Below are 22,019 nucleotides of genomic sequence, written 5' to 3' on the forward strand. Positions count from 1 at the left end.
GAGAGTTGGCAAGATCAGCGCCAAAATTCAAGACGGAAGATGTGAATGAAGCTGGCGTGATGGCTCAGGGACTATATCCGGGCTGTCCGCGCATGGTATCAGCCGCATGGCGAATTACTTCCGATATCTCCAGCAGCTGTTTGACCAGCGGCGTCGAGTTGCGCCAGATCGTTCCGATCGTGCGCGAGGGCTGGGGAGATCGAAACCGGGATATCGAGATCTGGGCCGAGCGTGTTTCCATCGGGATCGCCATTTCAGGGATCAAAGTGATGCCGATGCCGGCACTCACCATCTGAACCAGGGTGGAAAGAGAACTGCCCTCCATGATTTCGCGCGGCCGCGCAGAGCCGATTCGACAGAAGGATAGCGCCTGATCGCGGAAGCAGTGGCCCTCCTCCAGCAGAAGCAATCGCATCTCGCGCAGCATATCCCGGTCGGGGACCGGCTTGCCCTCGTCTTCGAGGTGCCGGACCAGGACGAACTCTTCTTCGAAGAGCTTGAGTTCGGTCAATGACGGTTCCGAGACCGGGAGGGCGACGATCGCAAGATCGAGGTCGCCTTGTGCCAATTCCTGGATCAGCTTCGCCGTCTGGGTTTCGCGCACCTCGATTTGAATGCCATCGAATGTCCTGTTCAACTCGTTTATAATGGCAGGCAGAAGATAGGGAGCGACGGTTGGAATAATCCCGATGCGAAGGCGCGCAAGAAAGGGATTGTGGGCGGCGCGGGCGAGATCCTCCAACTCGTCGACGGCGCGAAGGATTTCACGGGCTCGCGACGCAAACGTCTGGCCGAAGGCGGTGAGTTTCACTTCCCGTGCGCTGCGTTCAAAAAGCTCGTTTCCGAGGTCTTCCTCGAGTTCCTTGATCTGCATCGACAGGGCCGGCTGAGAGATCGCGCAGGCATGGGCTGCGAGACGAAAACGGCCGTGACGGACCAAGGCTTCAAAATATCGGAGCTGTTTCAATGTTAGGTTCTTCATAACCGGAACTTATCGCAACAATCAGTAAATCCAACTTAAATTTATCACACGCTTCGGCTAAGAAGAATGCAAGGGAGGATGCGTGGGATTGCCCCGGCCCGCTTGGCGGATGATGCTCCCTTCGACGGCAGAAAATCGAAGCAATCCAAGGAGAACGCTAATGGACGACCAAAAACCCGACAGCGCCGGCAAGTGTCCCGTCCCGCATGGCAATAGCGCACGCGGCAGAGGCAATCGCGAGTGGTGGCCGAACCAGCTCAATGTGCAGATGCTTCATGGCCATTCGGTTCGTTCCGATCCGATGGGCGAGACGTTCGACTATGCCGAGGAATTCAAGAAGCTCGATCTCGATGCGCTCAAGAAGGATCTTCATGCGCTGATGACCGATTCGCAGGAGTGGTGGCCAGCCGACTTCGGCCACTATGGCGGCCTCTTTATCCGCATGGCTTGGCATAGCGCCGGCACCTATCGCATTACCGACGGCCGCGGCGGCGCGGGTCAGGGTCAGCAGCGTTTCGCGCCACTGAACAGCTGGCCGGACAACGTCAACCTCGACAAGGCCCGCCGTCTCCTCTGGCCGATAAAGCAGAAATACGGCAACAGGATTTCCTGGGCAGACCTTCTGATCCTGACTGGCAACGTCGCGCTTGAATCCATGGGCTTCAAGACCTTCGGCTTCGCCGGTGGCCGCGCCGACGTATGGGAGCCGGAAGAGCTCTACTGGGGTCCGGAAGGCACCTGGCTCGGCGACGAGCGCTACAGCGGTGAACGCGAGCTTGCGGAGCCGCTCGGCGCCGTGCAGATGGGCTTGATCTATGTCAACCCGGAAGGCCCGAACGGCACCCCGGATCCGCTCGCTTCGGCACGCGATATCCGCGAAACCTTTGCCCGTATGGCGATGAATGACGAAGAAACCGTGGCGCTGATCGCCGGTGGCCACACCTTCGGCAAGACCCACGGAGCTGGCGATCCGTCATTCGTCGGCGTCGAGCCGGAAGGCAGCGCTATCGAAGACCAGGGTCTGGGCTGGAAAAGCAAGTTCGGCACGGGCGTCGGCAAGGACTCCATTGGCTCCGGCCTGGAAGTCACCTGGACGCAGACGCCGACGAAATGGAGCAACTACTTCTTCGAAAACCTGTTCGCTTTTGAATGGGAGCTGACCGAGAGCCCGGCCGGCGCCAAGCAGTGGAAAGCCAAGAATGCCGACGCGTCCATCCCCGATGCGTTCGATTCCTCGAAGAAGCATCTGCCGACCATGTTGACCAGCGACCTGGCGCTGCGCGTCGACCCGGCCTATGAAAAGATCTCGCGTCGCTTCCTTGAAAATCCGGAAGAGTTCGCAGATGCCTTCGCCCGTGCCTGGTTCAAGTTGACCCATCGCGATATGGGACCGAAGGTCCGCTACCTCGGTCCGGAAGTGCCGGCTGAAGATCTGATCTGGCAGGACGTGATCCCGGCCGTGGATCACAAGCTTATCGACGACGCGGATATTGCTGCGTTGAAGGAAAAGATCCTCGCAACCGGCCTTTCCGTACAGGAACTCGTCTCGACCGCCTGGGCTTCCGCCTCCAGCTTCCGCGGTTCCGACAAGCGGGGCGGCGCTAACGGCGCGCGCATCCGCCTTGCGCCGCAGAAGGATTGGGATGCAAACCAGCCCGCGCAGCTTGCCAAGGTGCTCGGTGTTCTCGAAGGCGTCCAGAAGGACTTCAACGCCGCACAAAGCAGCGGCAAGAAGATCTCGCTGGCTGATCTGATCGTCCTTGCCGGTGCAGCCGGTGTCGAGAAGGCTGCAAAGGCCGGCGGTCACGCCGTGTCAGTGCCGTTCACGCCGGGCCGCATGGACGCTTCCGAGGCGCAGACCGATACCCATTCGTTCGAAGCCTTGAAGCCGCGTGCCGATGGTTTCCGCAACTATGTCGGCGGCCCGCAGTTCATGAAGCCTGAGGAGGCTCTCGTCGACCGCGCACAGCTGCTGAGCCTGACCGCGCCGCAAATGACGGTTCTCCTCGGCGGGCTTCGCGTGCTGAGGGCGGGTGCACCGGAGCATGGTGTGTTCACATCGCGTCCCGAGGCGCTGACGAACGACTTTTTCGTCAACCTGCTCGACATGGGCACGCAGTGGTCTCCGCTTGCCGGCAAGGACGGCGTCTATGAAGGCCGTGACCGCAAGTCTGGCGAACTCAAGTGGACGGGTACCCGCGTCGACCTGATCTTCGGTTCGCACTCGCAGCTTCGCGCTCTGGCGGAAGTCTACGGCCAGTCCGATGCCAAGGAGAAGTTCGTCAAGGACTTCGTTGCGGCCTGGAACAAGGTCATGAACGCCGACCGTTTCGACCTCGTTTGATCGCAACATTTTGCTTGGGCGCAGCTTCGGTTGCGCCCAAGTCTACATGCGTAGCCGTTCACGTTGCGTGGTCAGTCGTGCCCATGCCCGCGATATTTTGTCGGGATGCCGGCTGCCTCATGGCATTGGGCAAGCGTCTCAAGCCAGGCGGCAAGATCTGCTGGTACCGTGGCATTTCCGGCCTCGAGAGCTTCAATCCACGACAAGTCGCACTGGAGCGCGCTCGCCAGATTGATCGGCGTCCAGCGGATATGTAGAAGGCATTCGGTAAATCGAGCAGGGGTCATTTCAGGCCTCCACGGCATTGCTGTTTCGAACACTAGCAAAACGCGGAGGAGAACATAACCCAGCGCTTATCCTATTTGAGCAGTACGAGTTCTGCGATAACGCCTACCGCGGAACAGCCGACGGCAAGTGTCAGCATCCTCGTCATATGACGATCGATAAATGCCCTCATGATTTTCCCCTCCCAGAGTTGCAGCCAGATAAGCAGCTATTCAGTTTCGTTGCAAGCGATGACTTACCGATTGGCTCAACTGGCCGATCGTGCTTCCAAAGCAATGGCTCGTCATCGCGATGAAATTTTTCACGGGAGCGAACTCTGGTTCGCTTCGGTAAGCCTTCAGTTCAAACGAGGTTTCAGGCCTTGATCTCAATGGCGGCTCTTCGGAATTCATCTCGCAACTGTTGAGCCATGTCGTTGGCGATGACCTTTGCGCCCACAGGGAGCGTCACCCAAAATGGCAAATCCTGATCATGAAACTTTGTATCGTCTGCCAGGACGCAAACGTTTGTCGATCGCTGCATGGCGATCTCCTTCAGGCGGATCTGTTCCAGCGTCGTTTCCCCCAGCCCGAACCGTGCCGAAACCGCATCAGCACCGAGGAAGACTTTGTCAAAGCGGAAAGCCTCGATCGTCTTTTCGGCCAATGGACCGAATACGCCTTCCGAATGGGCCTGATAGCGGCCGCCGAGAAGGAACAGCTCAATAGACGAGACCTTTGCGAGGCTGGCTGCGACGCGTTGCGATTGGGTGACAACGACAAGGCCGTTCAGCCGATCCTGCATTAGGGCGAGCGTTTCAGCAAAGGTGCCGATTGTCGTTCCGGCATCGAGAAAGACGGTCGAGGCGCCCTTTACCTCTTCGAATGCTGCCTCAGCGATCTTACGCTTTGCTGCTGCCGCCAACTGCCTTCTGAAATCGAAAGTTGACTCGGCTCGCTGTAGCAGCGTTGCTCCGCCATAGGTGCGGGCAATCACGCCTTCGTCGGCGAGCGCCGCCAGATCGCGCCTCACTGTCGCGACCGAGACGTCGAGCGCTGCGCTGAGAGCATTGACACTCGGCGCTCCCGTTTGGAGCAGCCGAAGCAAGGCTTCCTTTCGCCGGTTGAAACCGGTCATGTAGCCTCCCTCACGTTTCGGGTCGGTTCCTCGATCAGCGCGGCGACGAGATCGTGCGCTGATCGATATTCATTCGCCGGATATCACAATCAGGCTGCTTTACCAGACAGAATCGCAGCCTGCTGCAGCGCGTAGATCAGGCTGCGCTCGTCGGCCTTGCCCATTCCGGCAATATCAAAGGCGGTGCCATGATCCACGGACGTCCGCACGATCGGCAGGCCGACGGTGACGTTAACGCCTTCCTCGATGCCGAGAACCTTGACCGGGCCATGGCCCTGGTCGTGGTACATGGCAACGACCAGGTCGAAATCGCCGCGCACTGCCCTGAAGAAAAGCGTGTCGGCGGCAAGCGGGCCGGTGACGTCGTAACCGAGGCGCACTGCCTCGGTAACCGCGGGCGTGATCTTGATCGCCTCTTCGTCGTGACCGAAGAGTCCGTTTTCGCCGGCATGCGGGTTGATCGCGCAAACGCCGATGCGGGGCTCGCGTCCCATCATGCCGAGCAGGGCGGCCCGACCGCGCTCGATGGTGCGAAGCACAAGCCCCGGCTCGATCTTGGCGATCGCGTCGATGAGACCGATGTGGGTTGTCACGTGCACCACGCGCAGTTTGGGGGAGGCAAGCATCATCGATACTTCAGCCGTGCTTGTCAGGTGGGCGATGAGTTCGGTGTGGCCGGGGTAACGGTAACCTGCCAGATGCAATGCTTCCTTGCTCAGAGGTGCGGTGCAGATCGCGTCGACCGTCCCGGCCTGGGCATGTTCCACCGCGGACACGATGCATCGATAGGCCGCTTCGCCACCTTCGCGGCTGACTGCGCCAAAGGGAAGATCGGAAGGCATTTCGACGGCTTGCAGCACATTGATGCTGCCTTCCTTCCTGTCTCCGATCGCGTCCAGCAGGCGGATTTCGGTGGTCGTCCCGACGATGGCGGCCGCCTTCCGCAGCCTATCCACATCGCCGACAACGAACGGTCGGCAGAAATTCTCGACCGCGGGGGTCGAGAGTGCCTTGGCGATGACCTCGGGGCCAATGCCCGCGGGATCCCCCATAGTAATCGCGATGATCGGTTTCGTCATTCTGTAGCCTTTCATGATCGCAGCGATCTCACGACGCCGGTTCCGTGACGCAATTAATCCCAATTCTGTGACGTTTTCAATCAAATTGCCAAAAAATGATCGATTGGATCATTTTATTTGACGCGCTTGCGCGCTTTGCCTAGGAATACTCCCAGCCCGCTTGCCCGGAAGGACAGCCATGCCATTGAAAATTGCCATTGTGGCCGACGACCTGACCGGCGCGATCGATACCGCGACGCCGTTTGCGAAGCTGGGTCTGAAGGTCACGGTCGCGCTGAGCGGCGACCATTTGAAGCGCGCGCTTGCGGAAGATCCTGACGTGCTGACCGTTGCCACGGGAACGCGGCATATGAACGCCGCGGCCGCCGGGGCGCGGCTGTTCGACATCACGTTGGAATTGCGCCGCTTCTCGCCGGAGCTTTACTTCAAGAAGATCGACAGCCGACTCAAAGGCAATGTCGTCTCCGAGACAGTTGCGATGCTCGAGGGATTAGCGCGCGGTCGCGTCGTCCTGGCTCCAGCCATCCCCGAGCAGGGACGATTGCTGCAGAATGGACATGTCACGGGGCGGGGGGTCGATCAGCCAATTCCGCTTCCGGCCTTTCCTGATGATGTCGACGTCTATGCGCCTGATGTGATCGAGGACTCTGATCTCGGGCTTGTCGCCGACCATATCCTGGAGAACCCTGCGGTGCTTGCCGTTGGTGCAAGGGGTCTCGGACAGGCGCTCGCGGATCGATTGTCGATCGGCTCAGGGTCACAGGCGGCGCTGGATTTCACATTTCCCCTGCTGATCGTCATAGGGTCGCGTGACCCGATCACCATCCGGCAGGTCGAGCATCTCATCGCTTCGGAAGAGCGCGTCGCGGTCATTATCGCCCCGAACGGTAACGTGCCCGCCGACCTGGATCAGGTGCCGGACATCACTCTGGTTCGATGTGTCGAGACCGAAACAGCCGAGAGCAGTGAAATCGTCGCGGAGCGGCTCGGAACGGGCATCGCCGCGATGATGTTGCGCAACATGCCAGGGACGCTGATTGCATCCGGCGGAGACACTGCTGCTGCGATCCTGGGGGCTGCGGGCGTCGAGACGATCCATCCGATCGGTGAAATCGAAACAGGCCTTCCACTTTCCGCCTTCACGCTGAATGACGCAACCGCTCATCTGATCACGAAATCCGGCGGCTTCGGACATGATCAGTCCTTGAGCGATGTTATTGAAGAAGCAAGCCTTCCGCCCTCGGCCTGAGCGGGAGGGTTTACTGCAGCGACTCAATAGCCCTCCCTTCCGTCAAAAAAAAGCGAAATAGCGTTCCCGGCGAGTGGCTGAAATTGCCGCGCGCACGGCCCGTTCTGGATTTCGATCATGAGACCGGCGAGCGCCTCGTCCGGGCTGCTCTCTTCCACGGCTTGGGCCGCGTTGCGGTTCCGAACACGACCCTCGGGCGCAGAGGACTTATCAGTGAAGCGGACGAGGAGCACATTCGCTCATTCTGCATTGGACCGAGCGCACTCTCAAGCGTGCTCCAATATTTGAAAATGAAGCCGTTCTCGCCAGCCGCGCCTTTGAGCGACTAGACGGCAGCGACTATCCCAGCAGAAGGCGGCCAGAGCCCTGCAAGCCTGCGTCTTGGTGGCAACGGTTACGAAGCCCGCGGAAGAGCCTCGGAGCCACGCGCCGGCTGCCTCGGATCCGATCGCAGAGGAGGTCGCTGCGGGCAGGCTTGATGTCGAGTCCGTCAAGGCGGTCATGACCGCCCGCGGGATGTCCCGCAGTTTGCTCCCGTCCCAAACCACTATTTCAGCCGTGCCCGTCACACCGCTGGAACAGGAGGTCCTGTCGCATCTGGCAAGGGGCCGCTCGAACAGAGAGATAGCGCGGAAACTTGGCATTTCTCCAAGCACCGCCGGAACGCATGTCGAGAACCTATACCGAAAACTTGGTGTCAGCACACGCGCTGCTGCTGCCCTGATCGCCGCCAAGCGAGGTTTCGTCACTTGATGCGGATTCACTGAGCCGTCCGCGGGAATGCGATCTCTGACGTAGCGCCACCGATAGATTTTCCCTTGGCTTCATCGCACGCCGCCATTGTGACGCTGTCATCCCGGCGTGCTGCTTGAAAGCGCGCTGGAAGGCAGCTTCCGATTGATAACCGACCATGGCGGCGATCGCGCCGGTGGATTGCCCCGGTTTCCGCAATTCATTGGCGGCCAGAGTCATGCGGATATCGAGCAGGAGGTCGCTGGCGGAGCGCCCAAGGCTTCCCTGAAAATGCCGGGCAAGCGTGGCCCGCGACATGTGGCAAAGGCGCCCCAGATTTGGCAGCGTCCAAGGGTGCGCAGGGTTCTCGAACATCGCCGTCAGGGCTGATGCAAGGCGGGGGTTCCCCGCCAGCGCCAGCAAGCCGACCGGCGTGTCCGCGGCCTCGCTCGCCAGTCGCAGCGCCAAAGTGAACAGGGCAGCCGAAAACGCATTCAACATGGCCCGGCTTCCCAAACTCTCCTCGCCGGATTCGGTTCGCATCAAGGCGATAAGGCTGCGCACCTGGGCTGCGGCCGTACTGCGAGCACCCGACACGAATTCCTGGGGCTCCCTTATGATCAGAAGAGATGGCAGGTAGGCTCGCAGCATGCGATTGTGCGGGGGTGAGGTAACAAAATGGCCGCAGAGCATATCCAGGCGCTCACCCGTCCCGGCATTCTCGCTGAAAACGAGATTGAGAGCCGGTCGGCTGACGGCTGGGACCGGGCGCTCGCCGCTGCCGTCATGGAGGCTGTGCGCGATGCCGCTGGGGATCATGAGAATATCGCCCGCGTTGAGCCGCTGCGGGATTCCACTAAACGGATCTTCCACGATCGCCGATCCGGACAAAACAGCGTGATAGGCCATCGCTCCTTGTTCTGCGGCCGCCTGGTCGATGCGCCAGGGCGCACCATAAAGACATCGCAAGTCGAGGCGCCCGCTCACAGGCATTGCCGAGAGAAGATGGCTGAGCCAATCCATTACATAGCGCTCCTGATTTGAGATGATTGAGCATAATATCGAGCTAATTTGGCATTAACAAGCTCGAGCGGAGCGCGTAGCCTCTCTCCATCGACAACATCAGATCGATGGAGGAATCTCATGCAGGAACCGGAACATTTTGACGTCGTCATTCTGGGCAGCGGCCAGGGCGGCAAGCTTCTCGCATGGCATTTGGCGCGCTCGGGGCAAAAGGTTGCAACGATAGAGCGCCGGTGGGTCGGCGGTTCCTGCCCCGCTGTCGCTTGCCTGCCGAGCAAGAATGAGTTGTGGAGCGCCCACGTTGCTCATACCGCGCGGAAGGCAGGGGAATATGGTACGATAACCGGGCCGATCAGCGTCGATATGGCGAAGGTGCGCCAGCGCAAGCAGGCGATGATTGAAGGCGAGATAGCCTTCCACCTCAACGCCTACCAGACTAGCGGCGCCGAGCTGATCATGGGTAGCGGACGTTTCGTAGCGCCCCGCACGATCGAAGTACAGTTGAACGATGGCGGCACCCGGTTGCTGACGGGTACCCAGGTGGTCGTTAATGTCGGTACGCACGCTGCGATCCCCAACATACCCGGCCTCGAAGCCGCCCGTGCACTAACCCATATCGAAGCGCTCGAATTGGACTATCTGCCTGCGCATCTGATCGTATTGGGTGGGGGCTATGTCGGTATCGAGATGGCCCAGGCATATCGCCGTTTTGGCAGTCGCGTGACGATAATCGAGCCCGGTGGCCAGCTAATGGGACGTGAAGATGCCGATGTGGCCGAGGAAATGCTGCGTATCTTGAGGGACGAAGGCATCGAAGTGCTGCTTTGGGCTCAGCCGCTGCAGGTGCACGGTCTTTCCGGCGACGAGGTCGCGGTAAGCCTGCGCACCGCAAATGGCGAGACCAGGGTAGAGGGCAGCGATCTCCTGGTTGCCGTGGGCCGCGTGCCGAATACCGATGGCATCGGCCTTGAGCTTGCCGGCATCGAAGTCGATGCGCGTGGCTTTATCCGTGCCAATGAAAGGCTGGAAACCACGGCCGCCGGTGTCTGGGCAATCGGCGAGGGCGCCGGCAGCCCGCAATTTACCCATGTTTCCGTCGATGATTTCCGCATTGTCCGCGACAACATGGCCGGTGGCAACCGCCGTACGGATGAAAGGCTTGTTCCTTATGTCATGTTTACCGATCCGCCGCTTGCGCGCGTGGGTTTGAGCGAAGGCGAGGCGAAGCGGCGTGGCACTGCTGTTCGTGTCGCCACGCTGCCGATGAGCAACGTGTTGCGTACGGAAGCGACGGGCGAGACTGAGGGCTTCATGAAGGCTGTCGTCAGCGCGGAGGATGACCGTATTCTCGGCTTCACGATGATCGGTTCGGAAGCGGGCGAAGTTGCCGCTGCAGTTCAGGTCGCAATGCTCGCGGAGTTGCCGTATCCAAAGCTGCGCGAGGCGGTCATCGTTCACCTGACTATCGCCGAGGGCCTGGGGCCTCTATTCGGCAATGTGCCGCCTCGGCATTGAATTTTACCGACCCAGAAGATGGCGGCGCCGGCTCGAATGAAGTCGAGGAGCGCCGCCGTCCCACGCTGCCAATTTCCCAATCCTGATTTGGCTACCCAAGGCGAGCTTCCACACGCTAAGTCCAAAATGGATAATTGCGCCGTTTTCATCCCGACATTTATTTGTACCCTTTCCGGCGAGCATGGGAGGGCTACAGAATAATGACAGATACGAAGCTTTGCATTCTCACGGGCGCTGCGGGTGAGGTTGGGCGAGCAACTGCTAGGCGCTTCGCGCAAAGCGGCTGGTCGATGATCCTTTGTGACCGGACCACAGATATCGCAAGCCTGGCGAAAGACCTTTCGAACGAGTTCGGACGGACCTGCCTGGGTGTCCAGATGGATATCACCAACGACCAGGAGGTCGATCGTGTCGCGGCGACAGCCGGCGAAACTGGTATTCCCCTGCGTTTCCTGGGGCTGGTGGCAGCGATCAATCATCCGGCCGTCGCCATTGAAAATATGGATATGGCCCTCTGGGACCGGGTTCAGAACATCAATCTGCGGGCAAACGTCAAGTTCATCAGCTCCTGCGTGCCGCTGCTGCGAAAGGGCGGCAATGCGTCTATCGTGAACGTCGGCAGCTATTGGGGCCGGGAGGGACATGCCTTTTTCACCCCCTATTGCGCATCGAAGGCTGCATTGATTTCTCTGACGCAGAGCGTCGCCGCGGAACTAGCGCCTGATATTCGCGTGAATTGCGTGGCGCCGGGCAACATCAACACGCCGATGCATTTCAATGCGCTGGCAGTCGAGGCCGAAAAGCGTGGAATTTCCGCAGACGAGATGCGCAAGATCGAGTGGGCGAAGATCCCGATGGGGCGCCCCGCGGAGACGGCGGAGATCGCATCCGCAATTCATTTCCTCTCCACCGACGATGCCAGCTACTTCGTCGGCGCCACCCTAGACGTCAATGGCGGCTGCCGCTTCACCTGATGAAGCGGCGACCGGAACGGCTTGGACGATCGAAGGGAGAGAGTGAATGTCGGAGCAGCTTACTGTCATTGCGCATCTGGTGGCGCGTCCCGATAAGATCGAGGACACGAAGGCATTTCTGATGTCGCTGATCGAGCGGACGCGCGCGGAAGCAGGTTGCCTCGATTATCATCTGCATCAAAGCGAAGAAGATCCCGCGAATTTCGCCTTCTATGAAAACTGGACCAGCCGTGAAGCGCTGGACGAGCATATGGAGACGCCGTATCTGCGGGAGTTGGTCGCGCGAAAGGCGGAATTCTTCAAAGTCGATCCGGACATTCGGCTGCTGACGATGATTTCGCCGCGATGATGTCCATACGGCTCAAACGGTGATCGCGCCAGATCGGGCTGCAATCGATGAAGGATCGGAAGTTGGTTCGGACTTGCGTGCCGGGCCGGTACTGCCCCGCAGCACGACATGAGGTGTGAGCAAGACACGCTTCACCGGCTGCACGTGATTTTTGATCAGGCTCATAAGAAGGTCCGCGCTTTCGAATCCGAGATCGCGGCCGGCCGTGTGCAAAGTCGTCAGCGGCGGTGACAGCATGTTCATGAAGGGCAGATCGTTGACGCCGGTGAGCGAGATCTGCCCGGGACAGGCGACGCCCGCCGATTTCAGCGCAACAAGGCAGCCGACGGCCAGAAGATCGTTGAAGGCTAGGACGGCGGTGCTGGTCAGCCCGGATGCGAGCATATCCGTCATGATCCGCTCACCCTCGACGACATCATAGGCTCGCGCCTCGACAACATTGAAACGGCAGCCGGCCGCCTTCGCAAGGCGTGTTGCCGCGTTGAAGCCGACCAACCTGTTTTGAGCGGTGGAAGCGGCGAGCGGCGGAGTGACGTAAGTGATATCCCTGTGGCCAAGATCGAGAATGTGCTCGACCATCGCCTGAACGCCGGACGCATCGTCCATCGCGACGGATGATATCCGGGCATCGCGCGGGTCGCGAAGAACGGCAACGGTCGGAATGCCGAGTTCCAGGCAGAGATCGACCGAAGGGTCATTCAGCTCGAAGCTGGCAACGACCAATCCGGCGACGAACTGGCCGCTCATGCGCTCGACTATCGAGCGCAGTTTCGCTGGACTATAGTCGGAGTTCGCGACGAAGGTGACGTAGCCGTCCTGGGCTACACGTTCTTCCACTGATGCAATGATGGGAGAAAACAGGGGGTCGCTGAGATTGGGGACGATAAGGCCGATCGTTCCGGTCTTCTGTGTCCGAAGGCTCGAGGCGAGACTGTTGCGCTTGTAGCCAAGCTGCTCGGCAACCTTCTCGATCTTGCGGACGACCTTGCTCGATATCCGGTGGCTCGTTCCCGGGTTCAGCGCGCGCGACGCCGTCGAGACATGCACGCCAGCGCTGTTCGCGACGTCGACAATCGTCACGCGCGGGCGCTTACTTTGCTGGCGTTGCGGGGTATCGCTCATTCGGGGCCGGCTACATCACATCAGGATTCGACTGACTGGGAAAGTATGCGATCAAACCTTTGCACACAAGATGGCTCATCGGACCTCCCTGGTTTGATGGTTATCTCGCCTCGAGGGTAGCCGTTTCCCGGGGTGTGCGACTATAAATACATAAAAACTACAAACCTTTCCCCTCATGGTTGATTTTGCGCACGATTTGTTGAACTGAAACTGCCTTGCAGCACGCTGGTTCGTTTCAGATTTCGGTGCATACAAGATTTTTTGACAAACGGTTGCGCGTCATTTCAATCATATCAAGCCATTATTAAATTTACATAATTTTGATGAAGTCACCCTTCAATCTCAGAAATAGTTGCACAGATGAGCAAACGTTTGCACTTGACTCAATCGGCAACGGCTTCTAACCATGCTTCCCATGGAGCGGCACGGTGCGGTGCCGGGGAATGGAGAGAAACGCACGATGTCCTGGGATTTAGAGCGCAATCTGAAGATCGCATTTGCCGGAACCGGCGCGCAAGGTGCGTCGATCGGTGCTGATTTTGCGCTGGCAGGCCTCGACGTAACCTTTATCGAGCAGTGGCCGCAAAATGTTGACGCCATGAACGAGAGCGGCGTCACGGTCAATCTGCCGACGCGATCTCTTCATGCAAACGTTCGCGCAAAGCATCTGTGCCAAGTGGCCGAATTGCGTGAGCGTTTCGACATCATTTTTCTGGTTGTCAAGGCCTATGACACCCGCTGGACATGCCAGCTGGTCGAGCCGGTGCTGGCTTCTGACGGCCTTGTCGTCGGCGTGCAGAACGGCATGACGCAGCATGCGATCGCATCGGTCGTCGGCGCCAAGCGCACGGTAGGTGCCGTCTTCGACATGGCGTCGAATATGTTCGTGCCCGGCGTGACGAACCGACAGAACGATCACGATACGTCCTGGTTTGCACTCGGCGCGGCGGAGCCTGCAAACAGGCCGCGCGTCGAGAAAATTGCAGAGCTGCTGCGGGTGAGCGGCCGCGTCGAAGTGACGGACGACATCGGCTCTGCCAAGTGGATGAAGCTCATCGTCAACGCGGCACAGCTGGTTCCGTCGGCGATCCTGAACCTGCCCTTTGCTGAGGCCGTCAGGATGCCCGGCATGGAAAAGGTGATGCGAACTGCTGGATATGAAGCGATGCGCGCCGCGCAGGCGGATGGCGCAAGCATCGTTCCGATCCTCGGCATGCCCGCGACAACGACCAACGATCCGGAGCGCCATGTCGATGCGATCTTCGACGAGGTGCTCAAGACATTCATGATGCCGGATACGTTGACGACGGTCCTTCAGGACTGGCGCAAGGGACGGCGCGCCGAGGTTCTCGATATCAACGGTCACGTTGTCGAGACGCTGAAGAGAGCGGGGCAGGCTGCGCCGGTCAACGAACGGATCGTCGAACTCGCCCGCTCAATCGAGCGGGGATATTTGACGGCGCAGGCGTCGAACAGCGCGCTTTTCGAAACATGACATCGGTTTGAAAGCGCCGGCCACAAGGGCGGGGGCGATCGGCAAGATTTGCAAAAACATCGCGTGCATGAGCCGCACGCAACTGGAGAAGGAGAGACACATGAGTTGGGATAAGGCGCGCGGCCCGCGGATCGCATTTCTGGGAACCGGGGCACAGGGCGCGTCCATCGGAGCCGACTTCGCATTGGCCGGCCTCGACGTTACCTTCATCGAACAGTGGCCGGATCACGTCAACGCCATCCGTGAAAACGGGATCACCGTGAACCTGCCGAGCCGGACGATCAATGCCAAGGTTCCGGCGCTGCATCTCTGCCAGGTCGCGGAAATCAAGGAACCTTTCGACCTCGTCTTTCTCGTGGTCAAGGCTTACGACACCAAGTGGGCTTGCCAGCTGATCGAGCCCTGCCTCGCGCCCGACGGCCTGATCATCGGTCTGCAAAATGGCATGACGCATGAGGATATCGCTGATGTCGTCGGCCGCGAGCGGACGATCGGTGCGGTCATCGAAATCGCCTCCAACATGTTCGTGCCCGGTGTCACCAACCGCCAGAACGACCCTGAAACGTCCTGGTTCGCGCTTGGTGCGCTCGATCCGAAGACGCAGCCGCGGGTCGAAGCCGTCGCCGAGCTCCTACGCAATTCCGGCACGGTCGAAGTCATGGAAGACATTCGCTCCGCCAAGTGGATGAAGCTTGTCGTCAACGCGGCGGAACTCATTCCGTCGGCGATCATCAACCTGCCGCTGGCGGATGCCGCGCGTGCGCCCGGCATGCTCGAAGTCATGCGGGCTGCCGGATATGAAGCCATGCACGCCGCTCTGGCGGACGGCGCCAAGATCATTCCGATCATCGGCATGCCGCCGGTCACCACCAATCATCCCGAGCGTTATGTCGACCAGATATTCGAAGAAGTTCTGAAGACTTTCTCGCAGGCCGACACGTTGACGACATCGCTGCAGGACTGGCGCAAGGGGCGCCGCGCGGAGGTGCAGGAAGTCAACGGCTGGGTCGTCGATATCCTTGCGGCCCATGGCCAGCAGGCGCCGGTTAACAAGCGCGTGATGGAGGTTGCCTACGACATCGAGGCCGGCCGGATCGAAGCGCGGCCGGAAAACTCAGCCCTGCTGATCGAGACATACCAGACTGTGGCTGACCGCCGATAGATGTCGGCGGTGGGCTGCGGATGAGCATGAACTTTTAACCTGAGGAGGAGAATGGCATGAAATCGCATCTGAAATTCGGAGCCGTCGCGCGATGGCTCGTAACATCGGCGGCCATCTGTGCGGGCATCGCGCTGCCGGCTGTGCACGCCAACGCCGACGAGGCAAAGGGTGGCAAGCTGATCGTCGGTATCGACGAGACCGCGTCCGAATACTGGTCTGAATATCTACAGGGCGTGAAGGATATCGGTGAATCGCTCGGCAAGGATCCGACCGTACTCACCAGCAATTATCAGGGCGACCAGTTGCTGGCGCAGCTCGGCGCCACCTATTCCGCCGGCTGCAACCAGTGCGCTCTTGCCACGGACCCGTCGTCGAATGCTTTCGTGAAGGCGGTGGTCAACCGGTCGGCCAAGTCGAAGGTACATGTCGTCACGATCTGGAACCGCCCGGAAGATATCCATCCCTGGGACACGGATTCCAAATATTGGGTCGCCCACACCTCTTTCGACGGCGTGATGTCCGGCTACTATCAGGTCATGGCGCTTTGCAAGGCGCTGAACGGCAAGGGCAAGATCGCCGCGATCGAAGGCGTGCCGTCCACGCCGCCGGCCTATCAGCGCATCGCCGGCTTGAAGAAAGGTCTGAAGGAATGCCCGGGCCTTGAACTCGTCGACACGCAGGTGGGTGACTGGCAGGAAACAAAGGCGCAGAATATCACGCGCACCTGGCTCGCCCGCTATGGCGATCAGCTGCAGGGCATCTTCGCATCGAACGATGCCATGGGCCGCGGCGCCGTTGCTGCGCTCAAGGAAAAGGGCCTGAACGGTAAGGTTCTGGTTACCGGCTCCGACGGTTCGAACATCGGTCTGGAAATGGTCAAGAACGGCGACATGCTGGCGACCGTCTGGAACGATCCGGTACTCCAGGGCGCGGTTTCCATGTCGATCGCCTATGCAGCAGCCATCGGCGATATCGACCCCGAAAAGCTGACGCATGCCCAGCGGGACTTCTATCTGAAGCAGGACGTCGTCACCAAGGATAACGTCGACAAGTATCTCGACCTGAAGAAGAACGCGCCGAAATACACCTACGACGAAATCAAGAAGGACTTCTGGAAGGACTCGGCAGGTCAGATTCCGGAAGGCGCAAACGAGAACAAGTAATCGGAGGAGGGGTCGATGGACGCCGCTACCAGTATGAACTCCAAAACCGGCGCTCGCTCGCTGACGCTTTTCGGCGAAATCAGAAGCAAGTCGTCATGGACGCAGTTTGCAGGCACAATTGTGGCGCTCATCGTGTTGTCCGTGGGCTTCCAGCTGGTCAGCGGTAGCTTCTTTACGATCGACAACCTCAAATCCGTGATCGAGGCAGCGGCGGTTCCAGCCATTCTCGCCGCTGCTATCAGCTTCGTCGTAATCATGGGTTCCATCGATCTCTCGGTCGAAGGCACCATGGCGACGACGAGCATGATCGTTGCCCTCTTGGTCGCCAATGGCGTCAACGGCAATGACTACGGCATGGTCGGCCTGCTGGCGGCGCTGGCGGTCGGTCTCGGCTTCGGCTTCTTCAACGCTGTGCTCAATGCGGTGCTGCAGATGCCGTCGCTGATCGTGACGCTCGGAACCTGGTTCGTCGGGCTCGGCATCGCCGCCGTTCTCTTTCCGTCGCGCGTCCCGCAGATCAACGATCCACTCATTCTCAACCTGGCGCGTGTCCGCGTCTTCGATCTGAGCCTCGTCGTCTATATCGCGATCGCCATCATCATAATCAGTCAGCTGGTCCTGAATTTCACGCGGCTCGGCCGTATGATCTATGCGATCGGCGGAGATGAAGGCCTGCTCGTCGCGTCCGGCCTGCGCATTCGGTGGGTAAAGATCGCAGCCTTTTCCATTTGCGGTCTGCTCGCGGGCATGTGCGGCGTGCTGCTGTCTGCGCAGCTCAGCACCGGCAACGCGAATATCGGTAACGGACTTCTGTTTCCCGCGATCAGTGCTGCGGTTCTCGGCGGCACCGTTCTGACGGGCGGACGGGGCGGCGCGGTTCAATCCGCATTGGGTGCCCTCCTGCTTGAGGTGCTGAATAACGGCCTGATCCAGATCGGTGCCGGTCCCTATACGCGTCATATCATCAGCGGCGCGGTCATCGTCGTCGCCGTCGCTGCAGGCGGCTGGCATCGCCGTCGCAAACTGAGGGTCGTAAAATGACAGGCTCGCTCGTTCTCAAAGGTGTCCGCAAGACCTATGGCAGCGTCGTTGCGCTTGAAGGCATCGATCTGGAAATCCGGGCCGGCCAGGTGCTCGGCCTGATCGGCCAGAATGGTTCCGGCAAGTCCACGTTGCTGAAGATCCTGGCGGGGCTGACTTCGCCCGATGAAGGCCAGATCATTCTCGACGGGCAGCCCATCGTGCTCGATTCCGCCGCGACAGCCGGCCGCTACGGCATCGGCATGGTCCATCAGGAGCAGTCGCTGATCCCCAATCTGACGGTTGCGGAAAACATCTTCCTCGACAAACCGCACCCCGCCAAGAAGAACGGGCTCTACCGATGGGGCGCGCTCAACAAGGCCGCCCAGGAACAGCTGCATAAGATTTCCGTCGAACTGCCGACACGCGCGCTGGTCGAGGATCTGCGCTTTGCCGAGCGCCAGCAGGTCGAACTTGCGAAGGTGCTGGCGATCGAGGAGCTCGTCGATCGCCCGCCGATCATCCTCTTCGACGAACCGACCTCGGTACTGACGCCTGAAGAGATCAAGCTGCTCTTCAAGCAGATCAACCGCCTGCGCGGAAACGCGACGATCGTCTTCGTGTCGCATCGGCTGGAGGAAGTTCTTGAGATCAGCGATCGCATCGTCGTCATGACTGATGGCCGCAAGGTGGCCGAGCGGGACAGTGGTTCCGTGGATCGCAACGAGCTCTATGAATTGATGGTTGGGCGGCAACGTGCGACCGATGTCCGATCTGACCGGAAACTCGTGTCACCCGGCTCGACGCCGGTTCTCAAGATTGAGCGGCTGGGCAGCGGACAGCATTTCCGCAATGTCAATTTCGAGCTGCGCCGCGGCGAGATTCTCGGCGTCGCGGGTGTGTTGGGCTCCGGCGCCGAGGAAGTCTGCAGGGCAGTGTTCGGCGCCGAACGCGTCGACACGGGAAAGATCGCGATCGAGGGCAGGGCGGTGGCGCCGAGCAGCCCGCGGACGGCGGTTCGCGAAGGCATCGGCTATCTGCCCGCAGACCGTCGCGCCGAGGGCATGCTCCCGAGCCGGTCGCTGTTCGAAAATGCCGTCCTCACCTTCGGCCTCGACTACGGCTGGCGCTCCCTCCTCCTGCAGCGCGGTAAGGAGCGCCCGGCGGCGTTGGAGTGGATGAAGCGGCTCAAGGTGAAGATGCACACACCCTATGCGCCGATTTCGAGCCTCAGCGGCGGCAACCAGCAAAAGACCGTGCTTGCCAAATGGCTGATGGCCAAGAAGCTGAAGGTTCTCTTTCTCGACCATCCGAGCCGAGGGCTGGATCCCGGCGCGCGCGACGATCTCTTCGCGGTTATCCGGGAGCAGGCAGAGAAGGGCCTCTCGATCGTCTTCGTCGGCGACACGATTTCGGAGCTGCTGGAGCTTTCCGACCGCATCGTCGTCATGCGGGATGGCGAAATCACCGCGCACTTCGATCTGGCAAGCGGCGAGATGCCCAAGGAAGAGGAAGTCGTCGCAGCCATGGTCTGACATGAGCCGCCTTCCGTCTTGCGAAATGAATCTGGAATAAGGGATAACGACCATGAGTAATGCAATGGACAGCACATTGATCGCCACCCTCCGGGGCCGATCGGCCGTGTTGCGAGGATTTGGTCCCCTGCTCGTGCTTATCGCGCTCGTGGCGATCAGCGCCATGATCGCTCCCGGGGTGATCGAGGTGGATTCACTCGTCAGCTTCCTATCCGATGCGGCGCCGATCATCGCGCTGGTCATCGGGGGAACGCTGCCGATCCTTGCGGGAAGCATCGATCTTTCCGTCGCCGGCGTCGCGTCGCTAACGGGGGTTCTGGTCGTCGTCCTCAATCCGATCTTCGGACCGTGGACGTCGGTCGTCGTCATTCTGATCGCCATGGCGTTCGGTGCGACGCAGGGCTTCCTGCATTCATGGCTGCAGCTGCCGTCCTTCATCGTCACGCTCGGCACGCTCAGCATGTTATCTGGCCTGGCACTCTTGTTGTCGAACGCGACGGCGGAGCCCATTCCCGACAACGATATTTTCGTCAGCTATCTGTCGAACAGCACCGGCGACATTCCGAATACCATCATAGCGCTGATCGTCATTATCGCTGTATTGGGTTTCCTGCTTCGCTATCTCCGTCTCGGGCGTGATATCTATGCGCTGGGAACCGGCGAAAGAGCGGCGATCATGTCTGCCGTCAACGTCGTCGCAACGCGAACCATCATCTTCGCGATCTCGGCCGGTTGTGCTGCGGTTGCAGGTCTTTTCCTGATCTCGATCACGACCTTCAGCTCGCCGACACTTGCCGGTAATCTGTTGTTGCTGTCGATCGTCGGCGTCGTGCTCGGCGGCACCGCGATTTCAGGCGGCGTGGGTGGCCTCTTTCCCGCTGTCGTCGGCGGCCTGATCACCGCATGGCTGCGCATCGTGACCGTCATCATCGGCGTCCAGCCGACGGCGCAGAACATCGTCTTCGGCCTGACGGCATTGGTGGCAGTCGCATTGACCACGGACCGTAGCAAGCTCGGCATCATCAAGTAAGATTGCTCGGCTGCACTACAGCGCAGCCGATGCAGATGCGCACAGGCGGTTGCTCGAAGGGGCTGCCGCTTAAGCCACGTCCGTCAGACGACGCTCTGTCTCGGCCAGGTCTTGTGAGCGGATTTGAGGCTGGCTTCGATCTGCGCGGCGGCATGTTCCAGCGCAAGTCTCGGCGATTTATTGCCGAGCAGCGCATCGTGGATCTCTTCGCCGAGAACCTTCTCGATCGTCGTATATTGCGGGATCTTGGGCCGCTGCCAGGTATGCAGCAGGTTCTTCTTTGCCAGCTGATCCACGAAGCGGACGATAGGCGAGCTGGCGGCTGCTTCCGGATCGGCGCTGACCGAAAAGCGCGGCGCGACCGGGAATCCGTTCTTCACATGCGCTTTCATCGCTTCGCGCGACGCCATCCAGGCAATCGCATCCGCGGCAAGCTCCACCCGTTCTTCCGGCAGATTGGTCGGAATGCAGAAGAGAAAGCCGCCGATGGGTGAGGCGCGCGTGCCGCCGGGGCCATAGGGCTGCGGCAGATATTCGACGCGACGCTTAACAACGGACTGGACGTCATATTCGAAGCGGGCGGCCCGCATGGTCCAGAAATAGCCGAGGCTCGCCTTGCCCTTGAGGAATACTTCGAGGGTCTTGTCCCAGGCCAGTTCGAGGATCTTCGGCGGCGAGATTTCCATCAGCCGGCGCATATAGTCGAGCGCGGCAAAGCCGGCGTCGGACAGTATGGTGCAGCTCAGCTCTTCCAGATTGGCGCCGTCAAGCGTGAAGCCGGAGCGGGTCTTGCGCAGCGAGATTGCCGGCTGACCGCAGGCGCCCATGAAGAACAGGAAGCTTGAGGCGATCGGCATGCCGCGCGCACCGTCCCACACCGCGCCGAACATCCCTTCGTCAGGCGCATGGAACTTGCGTCCGGCACTGATGACGTCGTCGAACGTCTTGGGAAAGGAGAGGCCCGCATCGGCGAACAGATCCTTGCGCGCCGCGAGAAGCTCGACGGTGCAATAGCCCGGAACGCCGTAGTCGCGGCCCTCCCAGGTCGCCGAGGACCAGATCGACGGATGAAAATCGAGCGGATTGATGCCGGTCTTCTGAATGTACTGATCGATCGGCCGGATCACGCCGCTTTCGGCGAACTCGCCGAGCCAGGGCATGTTGATGGCGATGACATCGTAGTCGGAAAGCGGCTTGGCGCCGTTTTCGCGCGCCCGTAAGTAGAGATCCGGGAGCGGCAGAAGATCGAAATTCTTGCGGGATGCGAGATTGTTGCGGAAGTCCGCCCACATGTTCCGCATTGCCGAGAAGTAATTGTCGTCGTTCAACAGGAAACGGAGTTCGATCTGCGACTCGGCGCGCTTCTGGACAAGCCGCATTGGCGGGATGATCTGCGAACCGAGCGGCGTGCCGCCGAAGTAATACTCGTCCTCCTCCTCGCCAGCGCGCAGTCCCAAGGTCTGGGCGAGGAGCGATTTGGTCTTGCGGGCATAGACCTCGAAGGATCGAAGCAGTTGCTCGCTCGGCTGCAGCGCAAAGCTCTTGCCTGTCGAGCCCTTGGCGACCTTGAGAATATAGCCGCCGTCGATGAGACGGTTGATCAACCGCATTGACGTTGCATAGGGCAGGCCGGATTCCTGCCCGAGCGTCGAGATCGAGACAGTCTGGCTCAAGATATGCGATTTGATCAGGAAGGTGACGATCAGCCAGATCGCATCCTCGTCGGCCGCCTCGACAACCTCCCTGAATGGGCGGCGCGTTTTCTCGATGAAATCGATGACGCGCAGCATTTCATATTCGTTCACGTCGGCCTCCCAACCGTCGCGCTATCGACGATCAGATTA

18 protein-coding genes are annotated in these 22,019 nt (G+C 60.0%); 11 read left to right on the forward strand and 7 right to left on the reverse strand.

Going from position 1 to position 22,019, the window contains the following annotated elements; genetic code table 11:
- Positions 1 to 64: 64 nt before the first annotated feature.
- Positions 65 to 982, reverse strand: a complete 918-nt coding sequence (locus EV561_RS16200; protein ID WP_132523219.1) for a hydrogen peroxide-inducible genes activator — start codon at positions 980 to 982, stop codon at positions 65 to 67.
- A 160-nt stretch (positions 983 to 1,142) separates the two neighbouring features.
- On the opposite strand from EV561_RS16200, the gene katG reads away from it, so the two are divergent.
- Entirely contained in the window at positions 1,143 to 3,326 is a 2,184-nt protein-coding gene (katG, locus tag EV561_RS16205; protein ID WP_132523221.1) for a catalase/peroxidase HPI, read from the forward strand.
- 71 nt (positions 3,327 to 3,397) lie between these two features.
- On the opposite strand, the gene EV561_RS16210 is transcribed toward katG, so the two are convergent.
- The 3 genes from EV561_RS16210 to pdxA form a co-directional block, all read right to left on the reverse strand.
- Positions 3,398 to 3,613: a hypothetical protein gene (locus EV561_RS16210; RefSeq protein ID WP_132523223.1), complete on the reverse strand. Its 216-nt coding sequence runs from the start codon at positions 3,611 to 3,613 to the stop codon at positions 3,398 to 3,400.
- A gap of 352 nt (positions 3,614 to 3,965) precedes the next feature.
- Positions 3,966 to 4,727: a DeoR/GlpR family DNA-binding transcription regulator gene (locus EV561_RS16215; protein ID WP_132523225.1), complete on the reverse strand. Its 762-nt coding sequence runs from the start codon at positions 4,725 to 4,727 to the stop codon at positions 3,966 to 3,968.
- An 89-nt stretch (positions 4,728 to 4,816) separates the two neighbouring features.
- On the reverse strand, positions 4,817 to 5,806 hold the full coding sequence (pdxA, locus tag EV561_RS16220) for a 4-hydroxythreonine-4-phosphate dehydrogenase PdxA (RefSeq protein WP_132523227.1): 990 nt from the start codon (positions 5,804 to 5,806) through the stop codon (positions 4,817 to 4,819).
- A 178-nt stretch (positions 5,807 to 5,984) separates the two neighbouring features.
- On the opposite strand from pdxA, the gene EV561_RS16225 reads away from it, so the two are divergent.
- Positions 5,985 to 7,055 (forward strand): four-carbon acid sugar kinase family protein, encoded by a 1,071-nt coding sequence (locus EV561_RS16225; RefSeq protein WP_132523229.1) that lies wholly within the window; start codon positions 5,985 to 5,987, stop codon positions 7,053 to 7,055.
- A gap of 678 nt (positions 7,056 to 7,733) precedes the next feature.
- Here EV561_RS16225 and EV561_RS16235 read toward each other — a convergent pair.
- Positions 7,734 to 8,810, reverse strand: coding sequence for an AraC family transcriptional regulator (locus EV561_RS16235; protein WP_132523233.1), 1,077 nt, complete (start codon positions 8,808 to 8,810; stop codon positions 7,734 to 7,736).
- 120 nt (positions 8,811 to 8,930) lie between these two features.
- On the opposite strand from EV561_RS16235, the gene EV561_RS16240 reads away from it, so the two are divergent.
- The 3 genes from EV561_RS16240 (at position 8,931) to EV561_RS16250 (ending at position 11,648) form a co-directional block, all read left to right on the forward strand.
- Complete coding sequence (locus tag EV561_RS16240; RefSeq protein ID WP_132523235.1) at positions 8,931 to 10,325, forward strand: FAD-dependent oxidoreductase; 1,395 nt, start codon at positions 8,931 to 8,933, stop codon at positions 10,323 to 10,325.
- Positions 10,326 to 10,525: 200 nt separating this feature from the next.
- Positions 10,526 to 11,299: an SDR family oxidoreductase gene (locus EV561_RS16245; RefSeq protein WP_132523237.1), complete on the forward strand. Its 774-nt coding sequence runs from the start codon at positions 10,526 to 10,528 to the stop codon at positions 11,297 to 11,299.
- Between the two features lie 46 nt (positions 11,300 to 11,345).
- A complete protein-coding gene (locus EV561_RS16250) occupies positions 11,346 to 11,648 on the forward strand; it encodes a putative quinol monooxygenase (protein WP_132523239.1) in 303 nt (100 codons plus the stop codon).
- 12 nt (positions 11,649 to 11,660) lie between these two features.
- Here EV561_RS16250 and EV561_RS16255 read toward each other — a convergent pair whose 3' ends face one another.
- Positions 11,661 to 12,770, reverse strand: coding sequence for a LacI family DNA-binding transcriptional regulator (locus EV561_RS16255; protein WP_132523241.1), 1,110 nt, complete (start codon positions 12,768 to 12,770; stop codon positions 11,661 to 11,663).
- Positions 12,771 to 13,230: 460 nt separating this feature from the next.
- Here EV561_RS16255 and EV561_RS16260 point away from each other — a divergent pair, with 460 nt between their 5' ends.
- From EV561_RS16260 to EV561_RS16285, 6 genes are all read left to right on the forward strand, one after another.
- Positions 13,231 to 14,265 carry a 2-dehydropantoate 2-reductase N-terminal domain-containing protein gene (locus tag EV561_RS16260; RefSeq protein ID WP_132523243.1) on the forward strand — a complete coding sequence of 345 codons (1,035 nt, stop codon included), beginning with the start codon at positions 13,231 to 13,233 and terminating at the stop codon, positions 14,263 to 14,265.
- A gap of 100 nt (positions 14,266 to 14,365) precedes the next feature.
- The gene (locus EV561_RS16265; protein ID WP_132523245.1) at positions 14,366 to 15,427 is read left to right on the forward strand and encodes a 2-dehydropantoate 2-reductase N-terminal domain-containing protein; all 1,062 of its coding nucleotides are present in this window, start codon (positions 14,366 to 14,368) and stop codon (positions 15,425 to 15,427) included.
- A gap of 56 nt (positions 15,428 to 15,483) precedes the next feature.
- Positions 15,484 to 16,590 carry a sugar ABC transporter substrate-binding protein gene (locus EV561_RS16270; RefSeq protein ID WP_132523247.1) on the forward strand — a complete coding sequence of 369 codons (1,107 nt, stop codon included), beginning with the start codon at positions 15,484 to 15,486 and terminating at the stop codon, positions 16,588 to 16,590.
- 15 nt (positions 16,591 to 16,605) lie between these two features.
- On the forward strand, positions 16,606 to 17,631 hold the full coding sequence (locus EV561_RS16275; protein ID WP_132523249.1) for an ABC transporter permease: 1,026 nt from the start codon (positions 16,606 to 16,608) through the stop codon (positions 17,629 to 17,631).
- Positions 17,628 to 19,145: a sugar ABC transporter ATP-binding protein gene (locus EV561_RS16280; RefSeq protein WP_132523251.1), complete on the forward strand. Its 1,518-nt coding sequence runs from the start codon at positions 17,628 to 17,630 to the stop codon at positions 19,143 to 19,145. The genes EV561_RS16275 and EV561_RS16280 overlap by 4 nt, the downstream gene beginning before the upstream one ends.
- A gap of 52 nt (positions 19,146 to 19,197) precedes the next feature.
- Positions 19,198 to 20,175, forward strand: a complete 978-nt coding sequence (locus tag EV561_RS16285; protein WP_132523253.1) for an ABC transporter permease — start codon at positions 19,198 to 19,200, stop codon at positions 20,173 to 20,175.
- A gap of 83 nt (positions 20,176 to 20,258) precedes the next feature.
- On the opposite strand, the gene EV561_RS16290 is transcribed toward EV561_RS16285, so the two are convergent.
- Positions 20,259 to 21,980, reverse strand: a complete 1,722-nt coding sequence (locus tag EV561_RS16290; protein ID WP_132523255.1) for an extracellular solute-binding protein — start codon at positions 21,978 to 21,980, stop codon at positions 20,259 to 20,261.
- Positions 21,981 to 22,019 lie beyond the last annotated feature (39 nt).

The sequence above is a fragment of the Rhizobium sp. BK376 genome (assembly GCF_004341625.1).
Lineage (GTDB): Bacteria > Pseudomonadota > Alphaproteobacteria > Rhizobiales > Rhizobiaceae > Rhizobium.